We start from the raw sequence: 14,823 nt of genomic DNA on the forward strand, positions 1-14,823 counted from the left end.
GCATCAGTCCTTGGCCGCAACCACGGCGGCGGCGTGGGTCGGGTCGATCAGTTCGGTCACCACCTTGGCGACGTCGGTGCCTTTGCGCACCAGTTCCTCCTCGACCAGGATGGGTGCTGCGGCGCGCAGCGCGTCGTGGTGTTCGCGGCCGATGCGCGGATTCGAAAAATCAGTGCGCTTCAGTTGCGCCTGGGCCACCGCCAGGTTCAGTTTCGCCTCCTCGGCCAGCAGCTTCGCGGCGTCGTCCGGATTGGCGATCACCCAGCGGCGGGCGCGCTCGTAGGCTGCGATCACCGTCTTAACCTGCTGCGGATGTGCCTTCAGGAACTTCTCCGACACGTTCAGGAAGCCGTAGGTGTTGAAGTTCACATTGCGGTAGATGAGCCTCGAGCCGGCTTCCAGTTCGCTCGCGGCGAGATGCGGATCGAGGCCGGCCCAGGCGTCAACGCGCTTCTGTTCGAGCGCGACGCGGCCATCCGGATGCTGCAGGTGGACGATCTCCACGTCGTTGCGCGAGAGCCCGGCCTCGTGCAGCGAGCGCAGCAGGAACAGATAGGGGTCGGTGCCCTTCGTGGCGGCGACGCGCTTGCCCTTCAGCTCGGCCACCGATCTGATGGTTGAATCCTTGGGTACGGCGAGTGCGGTCCACACTGGTCGCGAATACACATAGACCGAACGGATCGGGTTGCCGTTGGCGCGGCTCAGCACGGCGGCCAGGCCGGCGGTGCTGCCGAAGTCGATGGCTCCGCTATTTAGGAATTCCAGTGCGCGATTGCTGCCCTGGCTCAGCGTCCATTTCACCTCGATGCCGGCCGGCTTTACGGCCTCTTCCAGCCAGCCGAAGCGCTTCAATACCAGGCTGGTCGGCGAGTAGTAGGCGTAGTCGAGGCGGATTTCCTTCGGCGCGTCGCCAGCGGCGAAGCCGGTCAGCGGCAGCGTGGCGGCGAGCAGGCTTGTGATCAGCAGGCGGCGGTTGCGGGAACGTGCAGTGCTCATGGTTTTCCTTTTGTGCGGTCCGGAGGGTGGTCGCGCTGTGTCGCGCGTCTGAAGGTCATCCTAGGGGTGGGGGATGCGCACTCAAACCAATTAAATCTGCGCTGCATTTGCGCATGCACGGTGCGGAGCTTTGCCGTTCGAGTGATAAGCGGATCGACGTCGGGGCAAGGATAAAGGCCATCGCCCCGGTGTGGGACGATGGCCTTCAGGGTGCTGCGACGCAGGGTGTCAGCTCGCCGATGCAGCCGGCACGTAATGGTTGGCGACGATCTCGCCGAAGGGCCCGGACAGGCTGAAGCCCGGCAGGCCCTCTTTCTGTGCGCGTGGCAGGTGGGGAAACACCTGCTCGGCAAAGTTGTAGGCCTCTTCGAGATGAGGGTAACCGGACAGGATGAAGGTTTCGATGCCGAGGTCGGCGTATTCCTTCATGCGTGCGGCAATCGTCGGGCCGTCGCCGACCAGCGCGGTGCCGGCACCACCGCGCACCAGGCCGACCCCGGCCCACAGATTGGGGCTGACCTCGAGCTTGTCGCGCCGACCGCCGTGCAGCGCGGCCATGCGCCGCTGCCCTTCGGAATCCATCTGCGCGAACTTCTTCTGCGCAGCGGCGATGGTGACGTCATCGAGATGGCGGATCAGGTCTTCCGCCGCCTGCCACGCCCGCTCCGTGGTTTCACGCGCGATCACGTGCAGGCGGATGCCGAAGCGCAGCGTGCGGCCGTGGGCGGCGGCGCGGCGGCGCATGTCGGCGATTTTCTCGGCCACCGCGGCCGGCGGTTCGCCCCATGTCAGGTAGACATCGACCTGTTCGGCCGCCAGTTCGTGCGCGGCGGGTGACGAGCCGCCGAACCACAGCGGCGGATGCGGGCGCTGAACGGTGGGGTAGAGCTGCTTGCCGCCCTTGACCGACAGGTGCTTGCCCTCGAAGTCGATGGCTTCGCCGGTGTGTGCGCTCGCCAGGATGCCGCGCCAGATGCGCAGGAACTCGTCGGTGATTTCGTAGCGCTCGTCGTGCGTATTGAAGATGCCGTCGCCGTCCAGCTCGGTCGGGTCGCCGCCGGTCACCACATTGATCAGCAGGCGGCCGCCGGACAGGCGGTCGAAGGTGGCGGCCATGCGTGCGGCGGCCGACGGCGCGGTCAGACCCGGGCGCAGCGCGACCAGGAATTTCAGGCGCTGGGTGAAGCCGATCAGCGCCGATGCGGTGACCCATGCGTCTTCGCAGGAGCGGCCGGTGGGCAGCAGCACGCCGTCGTAACCCAGCGTGTCGGCGGCGATCGCTACCTGCTTCATGTAGTCGAGGCTGACCTGGCGTCCGCCCTCGGCGGTGCCCAGATAGCGGCTGTCGCCGTGGGTGGGGATGAACCAGAACACATTCATGATGCGGACCTTCAACGGGTGGCGAGTACCGAGGCCTGGCGGACCTCGATGCGTTTCGGAATCAGCTTCAGTTCGAAGAAGGTGTCGGCGAGCTTCTGCTGTTCGGCGAGGATGGCGTCGGTCACCGGCTTCGCGTTGAACTGGTAGCGTCGCAGTGCCAGTTCGACCACCTCGGGCGCCAGCCCCTGTTCCGGCGCGATGCGGGCGGCGGCCTCCTTGATGTTGGCCTTCAGCCAGACCGCATTGCTGTTGATCTCGTCGAACAGCGCGTCGAGCACCCTGCCGTTGGCTTTCGCATAGTCGCGGGCGGCGAGGTAGTAGAAGAAGTTGTTCACGACGCCGCTGCCGTCGGCCAGCACGCGGGCGCCGATCTGCTTCTCGGTGGCCGCGAGGAAGGGGTCCCAGATCGCCCACGCATCGACTGCGCCACGCTCGAATGCGGCACGGGCATCGGCCGGCGGCAGGAACACCACCTGGATGTCGGTGTATTTCAGACCGTGCTTTTCCAGCAGCTTCACCAGCAGGTAATGCACGTTCGAGCCCTTGTTCAGCGCGACGCGCTTGCCCTTCAGTTCGGCCACTGAACGGATCGTCGAATCCTTCGGCACGACGATGGCTTCGGCCTCCGGCGAGGCCGGGTCGTAGCCCGCGTAGATGAAGTTGGCGCCGGCCGCCTGGGCGAAGATGGGCGGTGCCTCGCCGACCGCACCGATGTTGACCGCGCCGACATTGAGGCCTTCGAGCAGTTGCGGACCGGCAGGAAACTCGACCCATTTCACTTCGACGCCAAGCGGCGCAAGACGCTTCTCCAGCGAGCCCTGGGCCTTGAGCAGCGTGAGCAGGCTGGCCGATTTCTGGTAGCCGATGCGCAGTGTCTGCGCTGCAGCGGCGTGGGGGGCGACGAGGGCGGCCGATGCGGCGAGCACGCCGCCAATCAGCCAGGCGAGCGCCTTGCGGCGCGAAATGAAGGGCAGGGAGGAGAAGGAGGGCATCGATGGATTCCTTTGTGGGGTTCAGGAAGGGTCGGGCGGTGCGTCGGGTTCAGACGCTGCAGCGGACCTGATCGAAGGGCACCGGATCGACCGCGGGTTCAGGGCGGCGAGCCAGCAGTGCGCGATACTCGTAGATCAGCCGATCCGTCGCCTGAGCGAGCCGGTCGATGATTTCGGCCGACAGCACGTAGTCCCCGGTGTCCGACTTGCCCACCGTGGCGTCGGTGGCATGCACACCGGGCAGCACCAGCGAAGGCGACATCGACTGCAGCACCGGGCGCAGCGCGTAATCGAGCGCCAGTGCGTGGTGCGGGCTGCCAGCGGTTGCCAGCGGCAGCACCACCTTGCCCTCGAGTCCGTTCTGCGGCAGCAGGTCGAGGAAGCTCTTGAGCAGTCCGCTGTAGGCCGCCTTGTAGACCGGTGTCGCAATGACGATGGCGGTGGCGCCGGCCACGCGATCGCTGGCGATCCGGATCTGCGGGTCGCCGAACTTCGCGTTAAGCAGCGCCTGGGCAGGCAGGTCGGTGAGCTTCAGGCGGATGTTGTCGATGCCGCGGCGCTGGATTTCCGCCGCGACGAACCCCGACAACGCGGCCGAGCGCGAAGGCTCGACCGGGCTGCCCTGGATGAACAGGATGGACATTGCGGTTCCTGGCGGTGTTCAGCGCACGCTGATCTGGTCGAACACGCCGCCGTCGGCGAAGTGGGTCTTCTGCGCCTTGGTCCAGCCGCCGAACTCGTCGTCGATGGTGAACAGCTTCACCGGCGCGAAGGTCTTGGCGTACTTGGCGGCGACCTTCGGGTCGATCGGGCGGTAGTAGTTCTTCGCCGCGATTTCCTGACCTTCCGGGCTGTACAGGTATTCAAGATAGGCGGTTGCCACGGTGCGGGTGCCGCGCTTGTCCACCACCTTGTTGACCACGCTGACCGGCGGTTCGGCCAGGATGGACAGCGAGGGCGTGACGATTTCGAACTTGTCCGGACCCAGTTCCTTCACCGCCAGATAGGCTTCGTTCTCCCAGGCGATCAGCACGTCACCGATACCGCGCTCGACGAAGGTGGTGGTCGAGCCGCGTGCGCCGGAGTCGAGCACCTTCACGTTGGCGAACAGCTTCCTGACGAACTCCTTGGCGGTGGCGTCCGAGCCACCCGGCTGCTTCAGCGCGTAGGCCCAGGCGGCCAGATAGTTCCAGCGGGCGCCGCCCGAGGTCTTCGGGTTCGGCGTGATCACTTCGACGCCCGGCTTCACCAGGTCGCTCCAGTCCTTCAGACCTTTCGGGTTGCCCTTGCGCACCAGGAACACGATGGTCGAGGTGTAGGGTGAGGCGTTGTGCGGCAGGCGCTTCTGCCAGTCAGCCGGGATGAGCTTGCCGTTCTGGTGCAGCGCATCGACGTCGTAGGCCAGCGCCAGCGTCACCACGTCGGCTTCGAGGCCGTCGATGACCGAGCGCGCCTGCTTGCCGGAGCCGCCGTGCGACTGCTTGATGGTGACGTTGTCGCCGGTCTTCGCCTTCCAGTGCTTGGCGAAGGCGCTGTTGAAGTCCTGATAGAGCTCGCGCGTCGGGTCGTAGGACACGTTCAGCAGTGTGATGTCGGCGGCGAAGGAATTGGCGATCAGCGTGGTGCCGAGCAGCAGGCTGGCGGCGAGGGTGCGCAGGGTCGTTTTCATTTTGTGTGGCTCCGTGTTGGGAAACATGCGATGGAGCGCACTCTAGGCAGCGGGCCGCGCGAAGCGAACCAATTAAAACTGCGCTGCTTTGCAGCGGATTCGTGCAAAGCATTTGCAGCGGAGTGGGAAGCGAAAGCGCGAACACGCACGGGATTTTTCCGGCGTGGCAGTGGTCTGTGGCACGAAAGGATGCTGCCGATGACCGACCTCTTCACCCCTCTCGCGCGCGACGCGGCCGACCACGATTTCGAACCGACACCGCGGGCCGCGCTGGCGCGTATCGACGCCATCCGCCCGGGCGTCTATGCACGCACGCGCAATCACCTGGACGGCGCGGTGACGCGGCTGTCGCCCTATCTGACGCACGGCTTCGTCGATGTACCGCAGGTGGTCGAGCGGTTGTCGCAGCGCGTCGCACTGTCGGCGGACGACAAGATCGTGTTCGAACTGGCCTGGCGCGAGTACTTCCAACATCTCTGGCGCCACTGGGGCGAGGGCATCTTCGAACCGCGCCGGCAGCCGCCGGCCTCGGACTACGCCGCAGTGGTACCGGACGACGTGCGCGCGGCGCGCACCGGCGTGCCGGTGATCGACAGCGCTGTGCGCACCTTGTACGACACCGGCTATCTGCACAATCACGCACGCATGTGGCTGGCCAGCTACGTCGTGCACGTGCGCAAGACGCACTGGCGCGCCGGCGCCGACTGGATGTACCGCCACCTGCTCGACGGCGATCTGGCGTCGAACACGCTGTCCTGGCAGTGGGTGGCCGGCACGCTGACCGGCAAGCCCTATCTGTTCAACGCGGAGAACGTCGCCCGCTACGCGCCCGATCTGGCCAGCCCGGGTACGGTGATCGACACCGGTTACGAGGTGCTCGACCGCATCGCACGGCAATCGCCGGACTGCGGCCCCGAGCCTGGGTACGCACCGGGCGTGGTCGAACCGGCGCCGGGTGTGGTGCCCGACCCGGATATCTGGGGCCTGCGCAACGACCGCCGCGAGTGCTGGATCATGCATCCGTGGGCGCTGGGCGCGCCGCCGCAGGGCCGGGTGATCGGCTGGCTGGAGCCGTCCTTCCACGCGCGCTTCCCATGGAGCGAAAAGCGCTGGAGCTTCGTGCTCACCCGCATGCGTGCCGCCTGCGACGGCATCGTGGTCGGCGATGCGCGCGCGCTGCGCGAACGCCTGGGCGAGGTCAGGCTGTCGTCGATGCAGACGCTGAATCCGGGCTATGCCGAGGCGATGCGTGCCGCCGGCGTGCTGTGCGAGCCGGTTGCGCGGCAGTTCGACGACCCGTCGCAGCCGATGCCCTCATTCACGCGTTTCTGGCAGACAGTGGCGCCGCAGGCGGCGACTACGCAGCCATGGCACCGCTGAGAACCCTATGATACTGAACGTCGCCGCTCGCCATCCCGCCCGGCTGCTCGGGCTGGCCGGCCTGATTCCATTCGTCGGACTGACCGTCGCCATCCTCGCCCTGGATGCGCAGCGCGCGTTGCTTGCGCACGCCCAGCTCGCCTACGGCGCCACCATCGTCAGCTTCATCGGCGCGCTGCACTGGGGGCTGGCGATGCGCGACGCCGCGCTCGATGCGACGGCGCAGTGGCGCGCCCTCGGTTGGGGGGTGATGCCCTCGCTGGTCGCCTGGTGCGCCTTGCTGCTGCCGCTGCCGGCCGGACTGTGGGTGCTGGCGGCGACGGTGCCTGCCTGCTGGTGGATGGATGGGCGACTGTCGCGTCTGCTGTCGCTGGAGCCGTGGTTCATGCAGCTGCGCACGCTGCTCAGTGCCATCGTCACTGTCTGCCTGCTGCTGTCTGCGCTGGCAATGGCCTGACCATGCAGGTGGTCTGGTTCAAGCGCGACCTGCGCGTCGCCGACCACGCGCCGCTCTGTGCCGCGGCAGAGGCGGGGCCGGTACTGGCGCTCTACGCCTACGAGCCGCGACTGCTTGCCGAGCCAGACGTTGACGCGCGCCACGTCGGCTTCCTGAACGAGGCGCTGGACGATTTAGAGCGTCGGCTGCATGCGCTCGGCCTGCCGCTGCTGCGCCTGCACGGCGACATGCCGGCGCTGCTCGACCGGCTGCACGCGTCCGCGCGGATCGATGGACTGTGGAGCCATGAGGAGACCGGCAATCTGGCCAGCTTCGAGCGCGACCGCGCAGTTGCCGCCTGGTGTCGGCAGCACGGTGTGGCCTGGCGCGAACTGCCGAGCGGCGGCGTGGTGCGTCGGCTGAGCGACCGCGACACCTGGTCGGATCGCTGGATGCGCCGCATGACACCCGCGCCGCTGCCACCACCACCACGCGTCACGGCGGCACGCGTGCCGCTGGCCAGCCTGCAACGTGCGCTGACTGCGGCCGAGCTGGGCCTGCGCTCGACCGACATCGAAGCGCGCCAGCCGGCGGGCAGGGCGCAGGCGCGGCAGATACTGGACGACTTCCTCGCGCATCGCGTGACGCGCTACCGGCGCGGCATGTCCAGCCCGCTCAGCGGTGCGCACGACTGTTCGCGCCTGTCGCCGCATCTCGCCTTCGGCTCGCTGTCGCTGCGTGAGGTCGTGCATGCCGTGTGGCGCGAGCGCGCCCGTTGGCTCGCGCAGCCGCCGGGCGCGCACGCACAGGCGGTGCTCGCCGGCCTCAAATCGTTCGAGAGCCGCCTGCACTGGCACTGCCATTTCATCCAGAAGCTGGAGTCGGAACCGCAGATCGAACTGCGCGCGGTGAACCGCCTGTACGACGGTCTGCGCGAGGCAGACTTCTCGATCGAACGGCAGCGCGCCTGGTGCCGCGGCGAAACAGGCTATCCCTTCATCGACGCCTGCATGCGGGCGCTGAATGCGACCGGCTGGATCAACTTCCGCATGCGCGCGATGCTGGTCGCCTTCTCGTCCTACCAGCTGTGGAACCACTGGCGCGAACCCGGCCTGCATCTGGCGCGGATGTTCACCGACTTCGAACCGGGCATCCACTGGCCGCAGGTACAGATGCAGTCTGGCGTCACCGGCATCAACACGCTGCGCATCTACAACCCGGTGAAGCAGCAGCTGGACCAGGACCCGAAGGGCATTTTCGTGCGCCGCTGGCTACCCGAACTGGCGCGCGTACCGCTGTCGCTGCTGGCCGAACCCTGGCTGATGAGCGTCGCGCAGCAGCGCGAAGCGGGATGCCTGATCGGCCGCGACTACCCGGCGCCGGTGGTCGACCACCTCGTCGCCGCGCGCCATGCGCGCGACGCCGTGTGGGCGGTCAGGAAGCGACCGGAGGCGGCGGCCGAGGCGCGACGCGTGCTGGTGCAGCACGGCAGTCGCAATCCGGACAGGGAAGGCCGGCGACGCCCTGGGCGCAAGACGAAGACGAAGGCGGACGACGGCGGCCAGATGGGCTTCGGCTTCTGACCGCTGACCCTAGTCCCCGAGAGCCTGCACCAGATCCGCGATCAGGTCATCGGCGTCCTCGATGCCGATCGACAGGCGCAGCATCGAATCGGGTATGCCGCGCCGCGCGCGTTCTTCCGGCGCGATGCCGTGGTGGGTGGTGGTGCAGGGCTGCGTGACCAGGCTTTCGACGCCGCCCAGACTGGGCGCCAGCTTGATCAGGCGCAGCCGGTCGGCGACGCGGGTGGCGTCGGCGCCGTCGCCGCGCACGACGATGCTCAGCATGCCGCCGAAGCCATCCATCTGCGCCTTGGCCAGCGCGTGGCCCGGTGCGTCCGGCAGTCCCGGGTAATGCACGCGCGCGATCTTCGGGTGGCGCGCCATCGCCTCGGCCACCACCTGCGCGTTGGCATTGTGCTGACGCACGCGCACGACCAGCGTGCGCAGGCTGCGCGACAGCAGCGCGGCGGTTTCCGGCGACGGCACCGTGCCAAGGTTCTTGCGCCAGGCCTGGATCGGTTCGAGCAGGTCTTTGCTGGCCATCAAAGCACCGGCAGTCAGATCGCTGTGACCGCCCAGATACTTGGTCGCGCTGTGCATGACGATGTCGGCGCCCAGTTCGAGCGGGCGCTGGTTCACTGGCGAGGCGAAGGTGTTGTCGATGGCCACAAGTGCGCCGTGCGCGTGCGCTCTGGCGGCAAGCGCGCGGATGTCGACGATGTCCAGCGTCGGGTTGGTCGGCGTTTCGAAGAACACCAGCCCGACGCCATCGGCCAGCAGCGCGTCGAGCCTGTCGGACTCGCTGCCGAGAATGCAGTGCGTGCGCAGTCCGAGGTCCGGCAGCTGCTGTTCGAGCAGTTCCAGCGTGCCGCCATAGGCATCGCCGACGCAGACGATGCCCTTGCGGCCATGCGTCAGGAAAAGCGCACTGAGAGCTGCCATGCCGGACGAGAACACCCAGGCCGCCTCGGCCGATTCCAGACCGGCCAGCGTTTCCTCGACCGCCTGTATCGTCGGATTCAGACCGTAACGCGTGTACAGCCCGCCACGACGGCGGCCGTCGATCACCTCAAGCAGATCGGCGGTCGAATCGAAACCGAAGGTGGTGGTGTTGTAGACCGGCGGGTAGGGGCTGCCATAGGCGTCACCGGCGGTGTGACCATGGATCGCGCGGGTGGCGAGGCGGGTGTTCTTGGTGCTGGACATGGGCGGCCTTCCTTGCGGAGTGAGGTCGCAAGAATACGCCGCCCACGTCGCGGGCGTAGTCCGATCAGAACTCGGGCTGAACGCCGTTCGCCAGTTTAGACTCGAGCACGCCCTTGCGGCCGTCCTCTTCGGTGGCCAGGTGCAGGCGGGTGCGCGCATAGAGCACACCCATCTTCACCTCCTGCCAGACGTAGTAAAGCTTGCCGGCAACCGCATCGATCGACAGCGTGTCCGTGTTCTCGGAAATCGACGTCACCGTGTGCTTGCCGGCGGGAACTTCAACGAAGAAATAGGTTTTGGCGGCGGTCTGGCCGATGTGCTTGCCATCGACCTGCAGGTCCATCTTCACCGCAGCACCGATGTTCTCGTTGCGGTAGATGTAGATGCCAGCCTTCTCGGCGCGCGGCGGCGAAAAGGTCTTCAATGCGGTGTCGCGAGTGGCGTCGCCCATCGGCACCGAGGCGCAGGCGCCGAGTGCGAGAGTGAGGACGACTAGTGCCAACGTACCGAGTCTGTTCATTGCTTTTTCTCCCTTTGGCATATCAATAGGCGGCAGGCGAACTCGCCGCGGTCGCTCCGGCCACGTCCTGCTTGGTCGAATTCTTTTCGTCGCGACGATCGATGGTGACCGACTCGCCCATCAGCACGCGGAGGTCGTTCGGGTAGTCGTAACCGGTGCCCTTGTTGTGGTCGATGATGGCGCCGATGCCACCACCGAAGATGATGTTGCCCCACATGCTGCCGGCCGAACGCGAGATCGCGCGCAGGAAACCGTCGCTCATGCCGTCCTTCTTGCATTCGACATTGAGGTCTTCGGCCGAACGACGGATCATGACGTTTCCGGGCGCGGTCGCGGTCCAGCTGCCCTTGTCGTTCTTCAGCGTGCACTTGGTCTGGTCGACAGCGTCGCCGCCTTGGGTGCGCGCGCTGAGCGTGACGGTCTGCATTTCGCTGGAGGTAATGGTGGAGCAGCCGCCGAACAGCGAAGCGCTCAGGATGAGCAGGGGAAGGGTGGTCTTCAAGGGAGGGGCCTCATGGTGAAATGCCCCGCCAGTGGTGAAGTACTACTTTAGTTATATGCGAAATAAATCAGATTTTTGCGGGGCGCGCGGACTATAGACGGGGAATGGCTCCGTCATTCCGCAATGACAAAATTTTACGATTCGCAGGCTCGGGAGATTCTCCCGCCGAATTCGGGCGGCGAACGCAGGAAAGACGCGCTCAGCCCAGGCAGAAGAACTCGACCACGTCGCTCGCTGCGCTGCGCGGCGAGCCGAAGGCGAGCCAGCCGTGGCCGTCTATGACGACTTCCTCGCGCGTCAGGGCGAATTCGTGGCGGCCTTCGATGGTGACGAAGGTGCCGTTGCTGGAGCGGTCGGTCAGTACGAAGCGGTCGCGGCGGAATTCGAGGTCGCAGTGCTGGCGTGAGGCGCGGGCGTCCTTGACCAGGATGTTGACGCCGGCGTCGCGGCCCATGCGCAGCCGCGGGTGTTCGGCGCCAAGCAGCCAGACACGTCCGCCGTGATAGACGCGCATTTCCAGCTTGCCGCTGCTGAAGTTCAGTCCGCCGACATGGGTGACGTGCTCCGAGTGCTCGCAGCGCAGTTCGCACATTTCGACCGAACGCGCGACACCCTTGACGACGCGTGGCGGCATTGGCCGCACCATGTGCTGGAAGTGCTCGCTGAGGCGCACCGCGGCTTCGGTTGAACACGATGGCGCGGCCATGGCTGCCCAGTTCCGACAGACGGGCGGCGATGTTCACCGATTCGCCGTAGATGTCGTCGCCGGTTTCGATGACCGGGCCGAAGTGGAAGCCGGTGCGCACGCCGAGCGAAAAGTGCGTGGCCAGCGGCAGGCCGCTGATGTCGCGGTGGATGGCCAGCGCGGTGTCGGCGGCGTGGTCGCAGGCGCGGAAGGTGGCGAGCAGGCCGTCGCCGGTCATCTTGATCACGCGGCCCGAACTGCCGATGACCGAGTCGCGCATGGTGCGCAGGCAGCGGTCGATCAGCGCGAAGGCGGCGGTGTCGCCCATGCGCTCATAGAGCTGGGTGCTGCCCACCAGATCGGCGAACAGCACGGCGCATTCCTTCGATACGGGCGGTACGCGGGCCATGATTCCTTATGCGAAGAAGCGGCTGCGCACGTCGTCGGGCAGGACGACGCCGGTGGCGTGTGCGCGGGCGAGCAGTTCCCAATAGTAGCGATAGGAGGCGCGGTCGTGCAGCGTGTCGTGGTGCCGGGTCGGCCCCCAGCTCGCGTCCTGCGCACCGCAGAGGATGGCGATCGCGTCCTCGACCTCGCTGAAGTCGGGCCGCATCTCCTCGACGATGGGCAGGATCTGGTTCGGGTGGATGCTCCACATGCGCATGAAACCGAACTGGCGGCGTGCGAGGCGGGCGTCGTTGCGGATGAAGTTGACGTCGCGAATTTCGGTGGTGACGTTGTGCGTCGGCACCACGCCGCAGCCGTGCGCCGCGGCGGCGATTTCGCACTTGGTGCGCACGATGATGGGGTGTTCGAACTGGGTCGGGCTCTTCATCGCGTCGCCCGGCAGCGCGCCGTGGTGGGCGCTGACGAAGTCCATCAGGCCGAGGTCGATCGATTCCACGCGTTCCATCGCGGCGATGTTCCACACCTCTCGCAGCGCGCCGTGGCTTTCGATCAGCACGTGCACCGGAATGCTGCGCTTCAGGCCGGCCATCGTTTCGCAGGTGCGCAGCCAATCGAGCTGCACGCGCACGTCGTCGGCCGAGCGCGCCTTGGGCAGCGTGATGAAGGCAAGCTTGTCGCCGGCTTCGCCGACGATGACGTCCATGTCGGCCTTCCAGTGTGCATGCGTCACGTCGTGGATGCGTACGCCGACGCGGTTGAAACGGTTGTCCTCACCGGCGATCACGGACGCGCACAGCTTGCGGTGTTCGACCTCGTTGCCGGCGGCCGCGCCGTCCTCGCAATCGCAGGTGACGTCGAAGATGGGACCCAGTTCGGCCTGCAGCGCGAGCGCCTTACGCATCAGCTTTTCCGAGCCGGCGTAGTGGTCAACGGCGGGCAGGATGGGAAAGGGCTTGTCGCCCTTGTAAAGCACCTCGCGCGGATGGACGGCAGCATTCATGCGGACAACTCCGGCATAAAAAAAGCGGCCACGTTACCGGGCCGCTTCTATCGATTCAAGCCTGTACGCCCCTGGATCGACCCGGCAGAGCGGGGTGATCCGGAACGGGCGCACATGACTGGCAAATCAGAGCAGGTCGGCGACGCCGGCGCGCTCCTCTTCCAGTTCGGCCAGCGTCTTGGCGACGTAAGGCTTCGAGAACTCGTCGATCTCCAGACCCTTGACGATGGTGTATTCGCCGTTGGCGCAGATGCAGGGGAAGCCGAACACCAGGCCTTCCGGGATGCCGTAGGAACCGTCGGACGGCACGCCCATGGTCACCCAGTCACCGTTCGAGCCGAGGTGCCAGTCACGCATGTGGTCGATCGCGGCGTTGGCGGCCGAAGCAGCCGACGACAGGCCACGGGCCTCGATGATGGCGGCGCCGCGCTTGCCGACGGTCGGCAGGAAGGTCTTGGCGTTCCACTCCTGATCGTTCACCAGCTGGGCGACGCTGTCGCCGTTCGAGGTGGCGAAGCGGTAGTCGGCGTACATCGTCGGGCTGTGGTTGCCCCACACGGTCATCGTCTTGAACGACGACACCGGGCGGCCGATCTTGGCCGACAGCTGCGACAGCGCGCGGTTGTGGTCCAGACGCAGCATGGCGGTGAAGTTCTTCGCCGGCACGCGGCCACCGGCCTTGGCGGCGGTCTTCATCGCGATGTAGGCGTTGGTGTTGCAGGGGTTGCCGACCACCAGGATCTTGCAGTTCGGGCTGGCGTTCTGGCCGATGGCCGCGCCCTGCACGGTGAAGATCTTGGCGTTTTCGGTCAGCAGGTCCTTGCGCTCCATGCCGGGGCCGCGCGGACGGGCACCGACCAGCAGCGCGAAGTCGGCGTCCTTGAACGCGACGTTCGGGTCATCGGTGGCGATCATGCCGGCGAGCAGCGGGAAGGCGCAGTCGTCCAGTTCCATCATCACACCGGTCAGCGCCTTCTGGGCCTGCGGCAGGTCGAGCAGTTGAAGAATGACCGGCTGGTCCTTGCCGAGCATTTCGCCGCTGGCGATACGGAACAGCAGGGCGTAGCCGATTTGACCGGCAGCGCCGGTCACCGCGACGCGAAGAGGCGTCTTTGACATGGTGGTCTCCTGTCTGAGGATGGGACGGGGCGTTATCAGTGCGTTGTGCGCGGGCCGAATTATGGTTGACACGCGGCGGTTTTGACACACAGCACAAAAATCGGCGTTCGCAACCGGGGCTGGCCGGCCGGAAAGTGCGTTTTTGCACGGCATCAATTTATATCATATATAAGACATCAGACACGATGTAGACGTGACAGGATTTCTGTGCTGAAATTGTTGCATGGCACAGGAATCCCCCACCTTCAGCCCGCTGTATCGACAGATACGCGGCTTGCTCACGCAGGCATTGCAGAGTGGCGAATGGCGTCCGGGTGAGGCGATCCCGAGCGAAACCGAACTCGCCCAGCGCTTCAACGTGAGTCAGGGGACGGTGCGTAAGGCCATCGACGAGATGGCGGCGGACAACCTGCTGGTACGCAAACAGGGCAAGGGTACCTTTGTTGCGACGCATCACGATCCCCGCGCATTCTTCCGTTTTCTCCGTCTCGCGCCGATCAACGGCACGATAGAAACCTCGCAGAGCGTGCCGCTCGAATGCTGGCGCGCACGTGCCGGCCAGGAAGTCGCCCGCACGCTGGACGTCGAGGTCGGCTCGCAGATCATCATCGTGCGCCGCCTGCTCAAGTTCGCCGGCAAGCCGGTGGTGATCGACGAAATCTATCTGCGCGGCGACCTCTTTCCCGGGCTCAACCTCGACGTGCTCAAGGAGCAGCAGGGCTCGCTCTACTCCTTCTTCGAAACCCGTTTCGGCGTGCGCATGGTGCGTGCCGAAGAGCGTCTGCGCGCGGTCGCGGCGGACCGCCAGAGCGCGGATTACCTCGAGGTGCAGGAAGGCAGCCCTCTGCTGTCGGTCGAGCGTGTCGCCTATACCTATGACGACAAACCGGTCGAGTGGCGCCGCGGACTGTGCTCGACGGCAGACCACTATTACCTGAACAACCTGAATTGACGGAGCCGGCGACGAC

Annotated in this window: 15 protein-coding genes and 1 pseudogene; 4 read left to right on the forward strand and 12 right to left on the reverse strand. The window is 66.2% G+C overall.

Translation table 11 applies throughout. The features are described 5' to 3' along the window. Positions 1-3: 3 nt before the first annotated feature. The 5 genes from ACQ66H_RS09985 to ACQ66H_RS10005 all read right to left on the reverse strand — a co-directional run bounded on the left by ACQ66H_RS09985 (position 4) and on the right by ACQ66H_RS10005 (position 5,037). A complete protein-coding gene (locus tag ACQ66H_RS09985) occupies positions 4-996 on the reverse strand; it encodes an aliphatic sulfonate ABC transporter substrate-binding protein (protein ID WP_430433894.1) in 993 nt (330 codons plus the stop codon). A gap of 228 nt (positions 997-1,224) precedes the next feature. Next, positions 1,225-2,376 (reverse strand): FMNH2-dependent alkanesulfonate monooxygenase, encoded by a 1,152-nt coding sequence (gene ssuD / locus ACQ66H_RS09990; protein ID WP_430433895.1) that lies wholly within the window; start codon positions 2,374-2,376, stop codon positions 1,225-1,227. An 11-nt stretch (positions 2,377-2,387) separates the two neighbouring features. Continuing rightward, the gene (locus tag ACQ66H_RS09995; protein WP_430433896.1) at positions 2,388-3,368 is read right to left on the reverse strand and encodes a sulfonate ABC transporter substrate-binding protein; all 981 of its coding nucleotides are present in this window, start codon (positions 3,366-3,368) and stop codon (positions 2,388-2,390) included. Between the two features lie 49 nt (positions 3,369-3,417). After that, positions 3,418-4,011, reverse strand: coding sequence for an NADPH-dependent FMN reductase (ssuE, locus tag ACQ66H_RS10000; RefSeq protein ID WP_430433897.1), 594 nt, complete (start codon positions 4,009-4,011; stop codon positions 3,418-3,420). A gap of 18 nt (positions 4,012-4,029) precedes the next feature. Beyond that, positions 4,030-5,037: a sulfate ABC transporter substrate-binding protein gene (locus tag ACQ66H_RS10005; RefSeq protein WP_430433898.1), complete on the reverse strand. Its 1,008-nt coding sequence runs from the start codon at positions 5,035-5,037 to the stop codon at positions 4,030-4,032. 198 nt (positions 5,038-5,235) lie between these two features. Here ACQ66H_RS10005 and ACQ66H_RS10010 point away from each other — a divergent pair, with 198 nt between their 5' ends. From ACQ66H_RS10010 to ACQ66H_RS10020, 3 genes are read left to right on the forward strand one after another with little or no spacing between them, the layout of a single operon-like run. Beyond that, positions 5,236-6,417 (forward strand): FAD-binding domain-containing protein, encoded by a 1,182-nt coding sequence (locus ACQ66H_RS10010; RefSeq protein ID WP_430433899.1) that lies wholly within the window; start codon positions 5,236-5,238, stop codon positions 6,415-6,417. Between the two features lie 7 nt (positions 6,418-6,424). Further along, positions 6,425-6,874: a DUF3429 domain-containing protein gene (locus ACQ66H_RS10015; RefSeq protein WP_430433900.1), complete on the forward strand. Its 450-nt coding sequence runs from the start codon at positions 6,425-6,427 to the stop codon at positions 6,872-6,874. Between the two features lie 2 nt (positions 6,875-6,876). Beyond that, positions 6,877-8,436 carry a deoxyribodipyrimidine photo-lyase/cryptochrome family protein gene (locus tag ACQ66H_RS10020; RefSeq protein WP_430433901.1) on the forward strand — a complete coding sequence of 520 codons (1,560 nt, stop codon included), beginning with the start codon at positions 6,877-6,879 and terminating at the stop codon, positions 8,434-8,436. Between the two features lie 9 nt (positions 8,437-8,445). Here the strand turns inward: ACQ66H_RS10020 and ACQ66H_RS10025 are convergent, their stop codons facing one another. The 7 genes and pseudogenes from ACQ66H_RS10025 to ACQ66H_RS10055 form a co-directional block, all read right to left on the reverse strand. Next, the gene (locus ACQ66H_RS10025) at positions 8,446-9,621 is read right to left on the reverse strand and encodes a trans-sulfuration enzyme family protein (protein ID WP_430433902.1); all 1,176 of its coding nucleotides are present in this window, start codon (positions 9,619-9,621) and stop codon (positions 8,446-8,448) included. A gap of 64 nt (positions 9,622-9,685) precedes the next feature. Further along, on the reverse strand, positions 9,686-10,141 hold the full coding sequence (locus ACQ66H_RS10030; RefSeq protein ID WP_430433903.1) for a DUF2846 domain-containing protein: 456 nt from the start codon (positions 10,139-10,141) through the stop codon (positions 9,686-9,688). Positions 10,142-10,163: 22 nt separating this feature from the next. Beyond that, positions 10,164-10,643, reverse strand: a complete 480-nt coding sequence (locus tag ACQ66H_RS10035) for a hypothetical protein (protein ID WP_430433904.1) — start codon at positions 10,641-10,643, stop codon at positions 10,164-10,166. A 199-nt stretch (positions 10,644-10,842) separates the two neighbouring features. Further along, on the reverse strand, positions 10,843-11,349 hold the full coding sequence (locus ACQ66H_RS10040; protein WP_430433905.1) for an FHA domain-containing protein: 507 nt from the start codon (positions 11,347-11,349) through the stop codon (positions 10,843-10,845). Between the two features lie 43 nt (positions 11,350-11,392). Next, positions 11,393-11,737 (reverse strand): annotated as a pseudogene (locus ACQ66H_RS10045) (adenylate/guanylate cyclase domain-containing protein); the annotation flags it as partial. 6 nt (positions 11,738-11,743) lie between these two features. Continuing rightward, positions 11,744-12,736, reverse strand: a complete 993-nt coding sequence (locus tag ACQ66H_RS10050) for an HpcH/HpaI aldolase/citrate lyase family protein (protein WP_430433906.1) — start codon at positions 12,734-12,736, stop codon at positions 11,744-11,746. A 126-nt stretch (positions 12,737-12,862) separates the two neighbouring features. Further along, positions 12,863-13,855, reverse strand: a complete 993-nt coding sequence (locus tag ACQ66H_RS10055; RefSeq protein ID WP_024300454.1) for a malate dehydrogenase — start codon at positions 13,853-13,855, stop codon at positions 12,863-12,865. Between the two features lie 223 nt (positions 13,856-14,078). Here ACQ66H_RS10055 and ACQ66H_RS10060 point away from each other — a divergent pair, with 223 nt between their 5' ends. Then, complete coding sequence (locus ACQ66H_RS10060) at positions 14,079-14,807, forward strand: GntR family transcriptional regulator (RefSeq protein WP_019918357.1); 729 nt, start codon at positions 14,079-14,081, stop codon at positions 14,805-14,807. Positions 14,808-14,823 lie beyond the last annotated feature (16 nt).

The organism is Methyloversatilis sp., from assembly GCF_965284615.1.
GTDB lineage: Bacteria > Pseudomonadota > Gammaproteobacteria > Burkholderiales > Rhodocyclaceae > Methyloversatilis.

Excerpts from the sequence above, each read along its gene's own strand:
- ACQ66H_RS10005 (WP_430433898.1), bottom strand. The coding sequence starts at position 5,037 with ATGAAAACGACCCTGCGCACCCTCGCCGCCAGCCTGCTGCTCGGCACC.
- ssuD (WP_430433895.1), bottom strand. The coding sequence starts at position 2,376 with ATGAATGTGTTCTGGTTCATCCCCACCCACGGCGACAGCCGCTATCTG.
- ACQ66H_RS10025 (WP_430433902.1), bottom strand. The coding sequence starts at position 9,621 with ATGTCCAGCACCAAGAACACCCGCCTCGCCACCCGCGCGATCCATGGT.
- ACQ66H_RS09985 (WP_430433894.1), bottom strand. The coding sequence starts at position 996 with ATGAGCACTGCACGTTCCCGCAACCGCCGCCTGCTGATCACAAGCCTG.
- ACQ66H_RS10030 (WP_430433903.1), bottom strand. The coding sequence starts at position 10,141 with ATGAACAGACTCGGTACGTTGGCACTAGTCGTCCTCACTCTCGCACTC.
- ACQ66H_RS10040 (WP_430433905.1), bottom strand. The coding sequence starts at position 11,349 with ATGGCCGCGCCATCGTGTTCAACCGAAGCCGCGGTGCGCCTCAGCGAG.
- ACQ66H_RS10010 (WP_430433899.1), top strand. The coding sequence starts at position 5,236 with ATGACCGACCTCTTCACCCCTCTCGCGCGCGACGCGGCCGACCACGAT.
- ACQ66H_RS10015 (WP_430433900.1), top strand. The coding sequence starts at position 6,425 with ATGATACTGAACGTCGCCGCTCGCCATCCCGCCCGGCTGCTCGGGCTG.
- ACQ66H_RS09995 (WP_430433896.1), bottom strand. The coding sequence starts at position 3,368 with ATGCCCTCCTTCTCCTCCCTGCCCTTCATTTCGCGCCGCAAGGCGCTC.
- ACQ66H_RS10050 (WP_430433906.1), bottom strand. The coding sequence starts at position 12,736 with ATGAATGCTGCCGTCCATCCGCGCGAGGTGCTTTACAAGGGCGACAAG.
- ACQ66H_RS10020 (WP_430433901.1), top strand. The coding sequence starts at position 6,877 with ATGCAGGTGGTCTGGTTCAAGCGCGACCTGCGCGTCGCCGACCACGCG.
- ACQ66H_RS10060 (WP_019918357.1), top strand. The coding sequence starts at position 14,079 with ATGGCACAGGAATCCCCCACCTTCAGCCCGCTGTATCGACAGATACGC.
- ACQ66H_RS10055 (WP_024300454.1), bottom strand. The coding sequence starts at position 13,855 with ATGTCAAAGACGCCTCTTCGCGTCGCGGTGACCGGCGCTGCCGGTCAA.
- ssuE (WP_430433897.1), bottom strand. The coding sequence starts at position 4,011 with ATGTCCATCCTGTTCATCCAGGGCAGCCCGGTCGAGCCTTCGCGCTCG.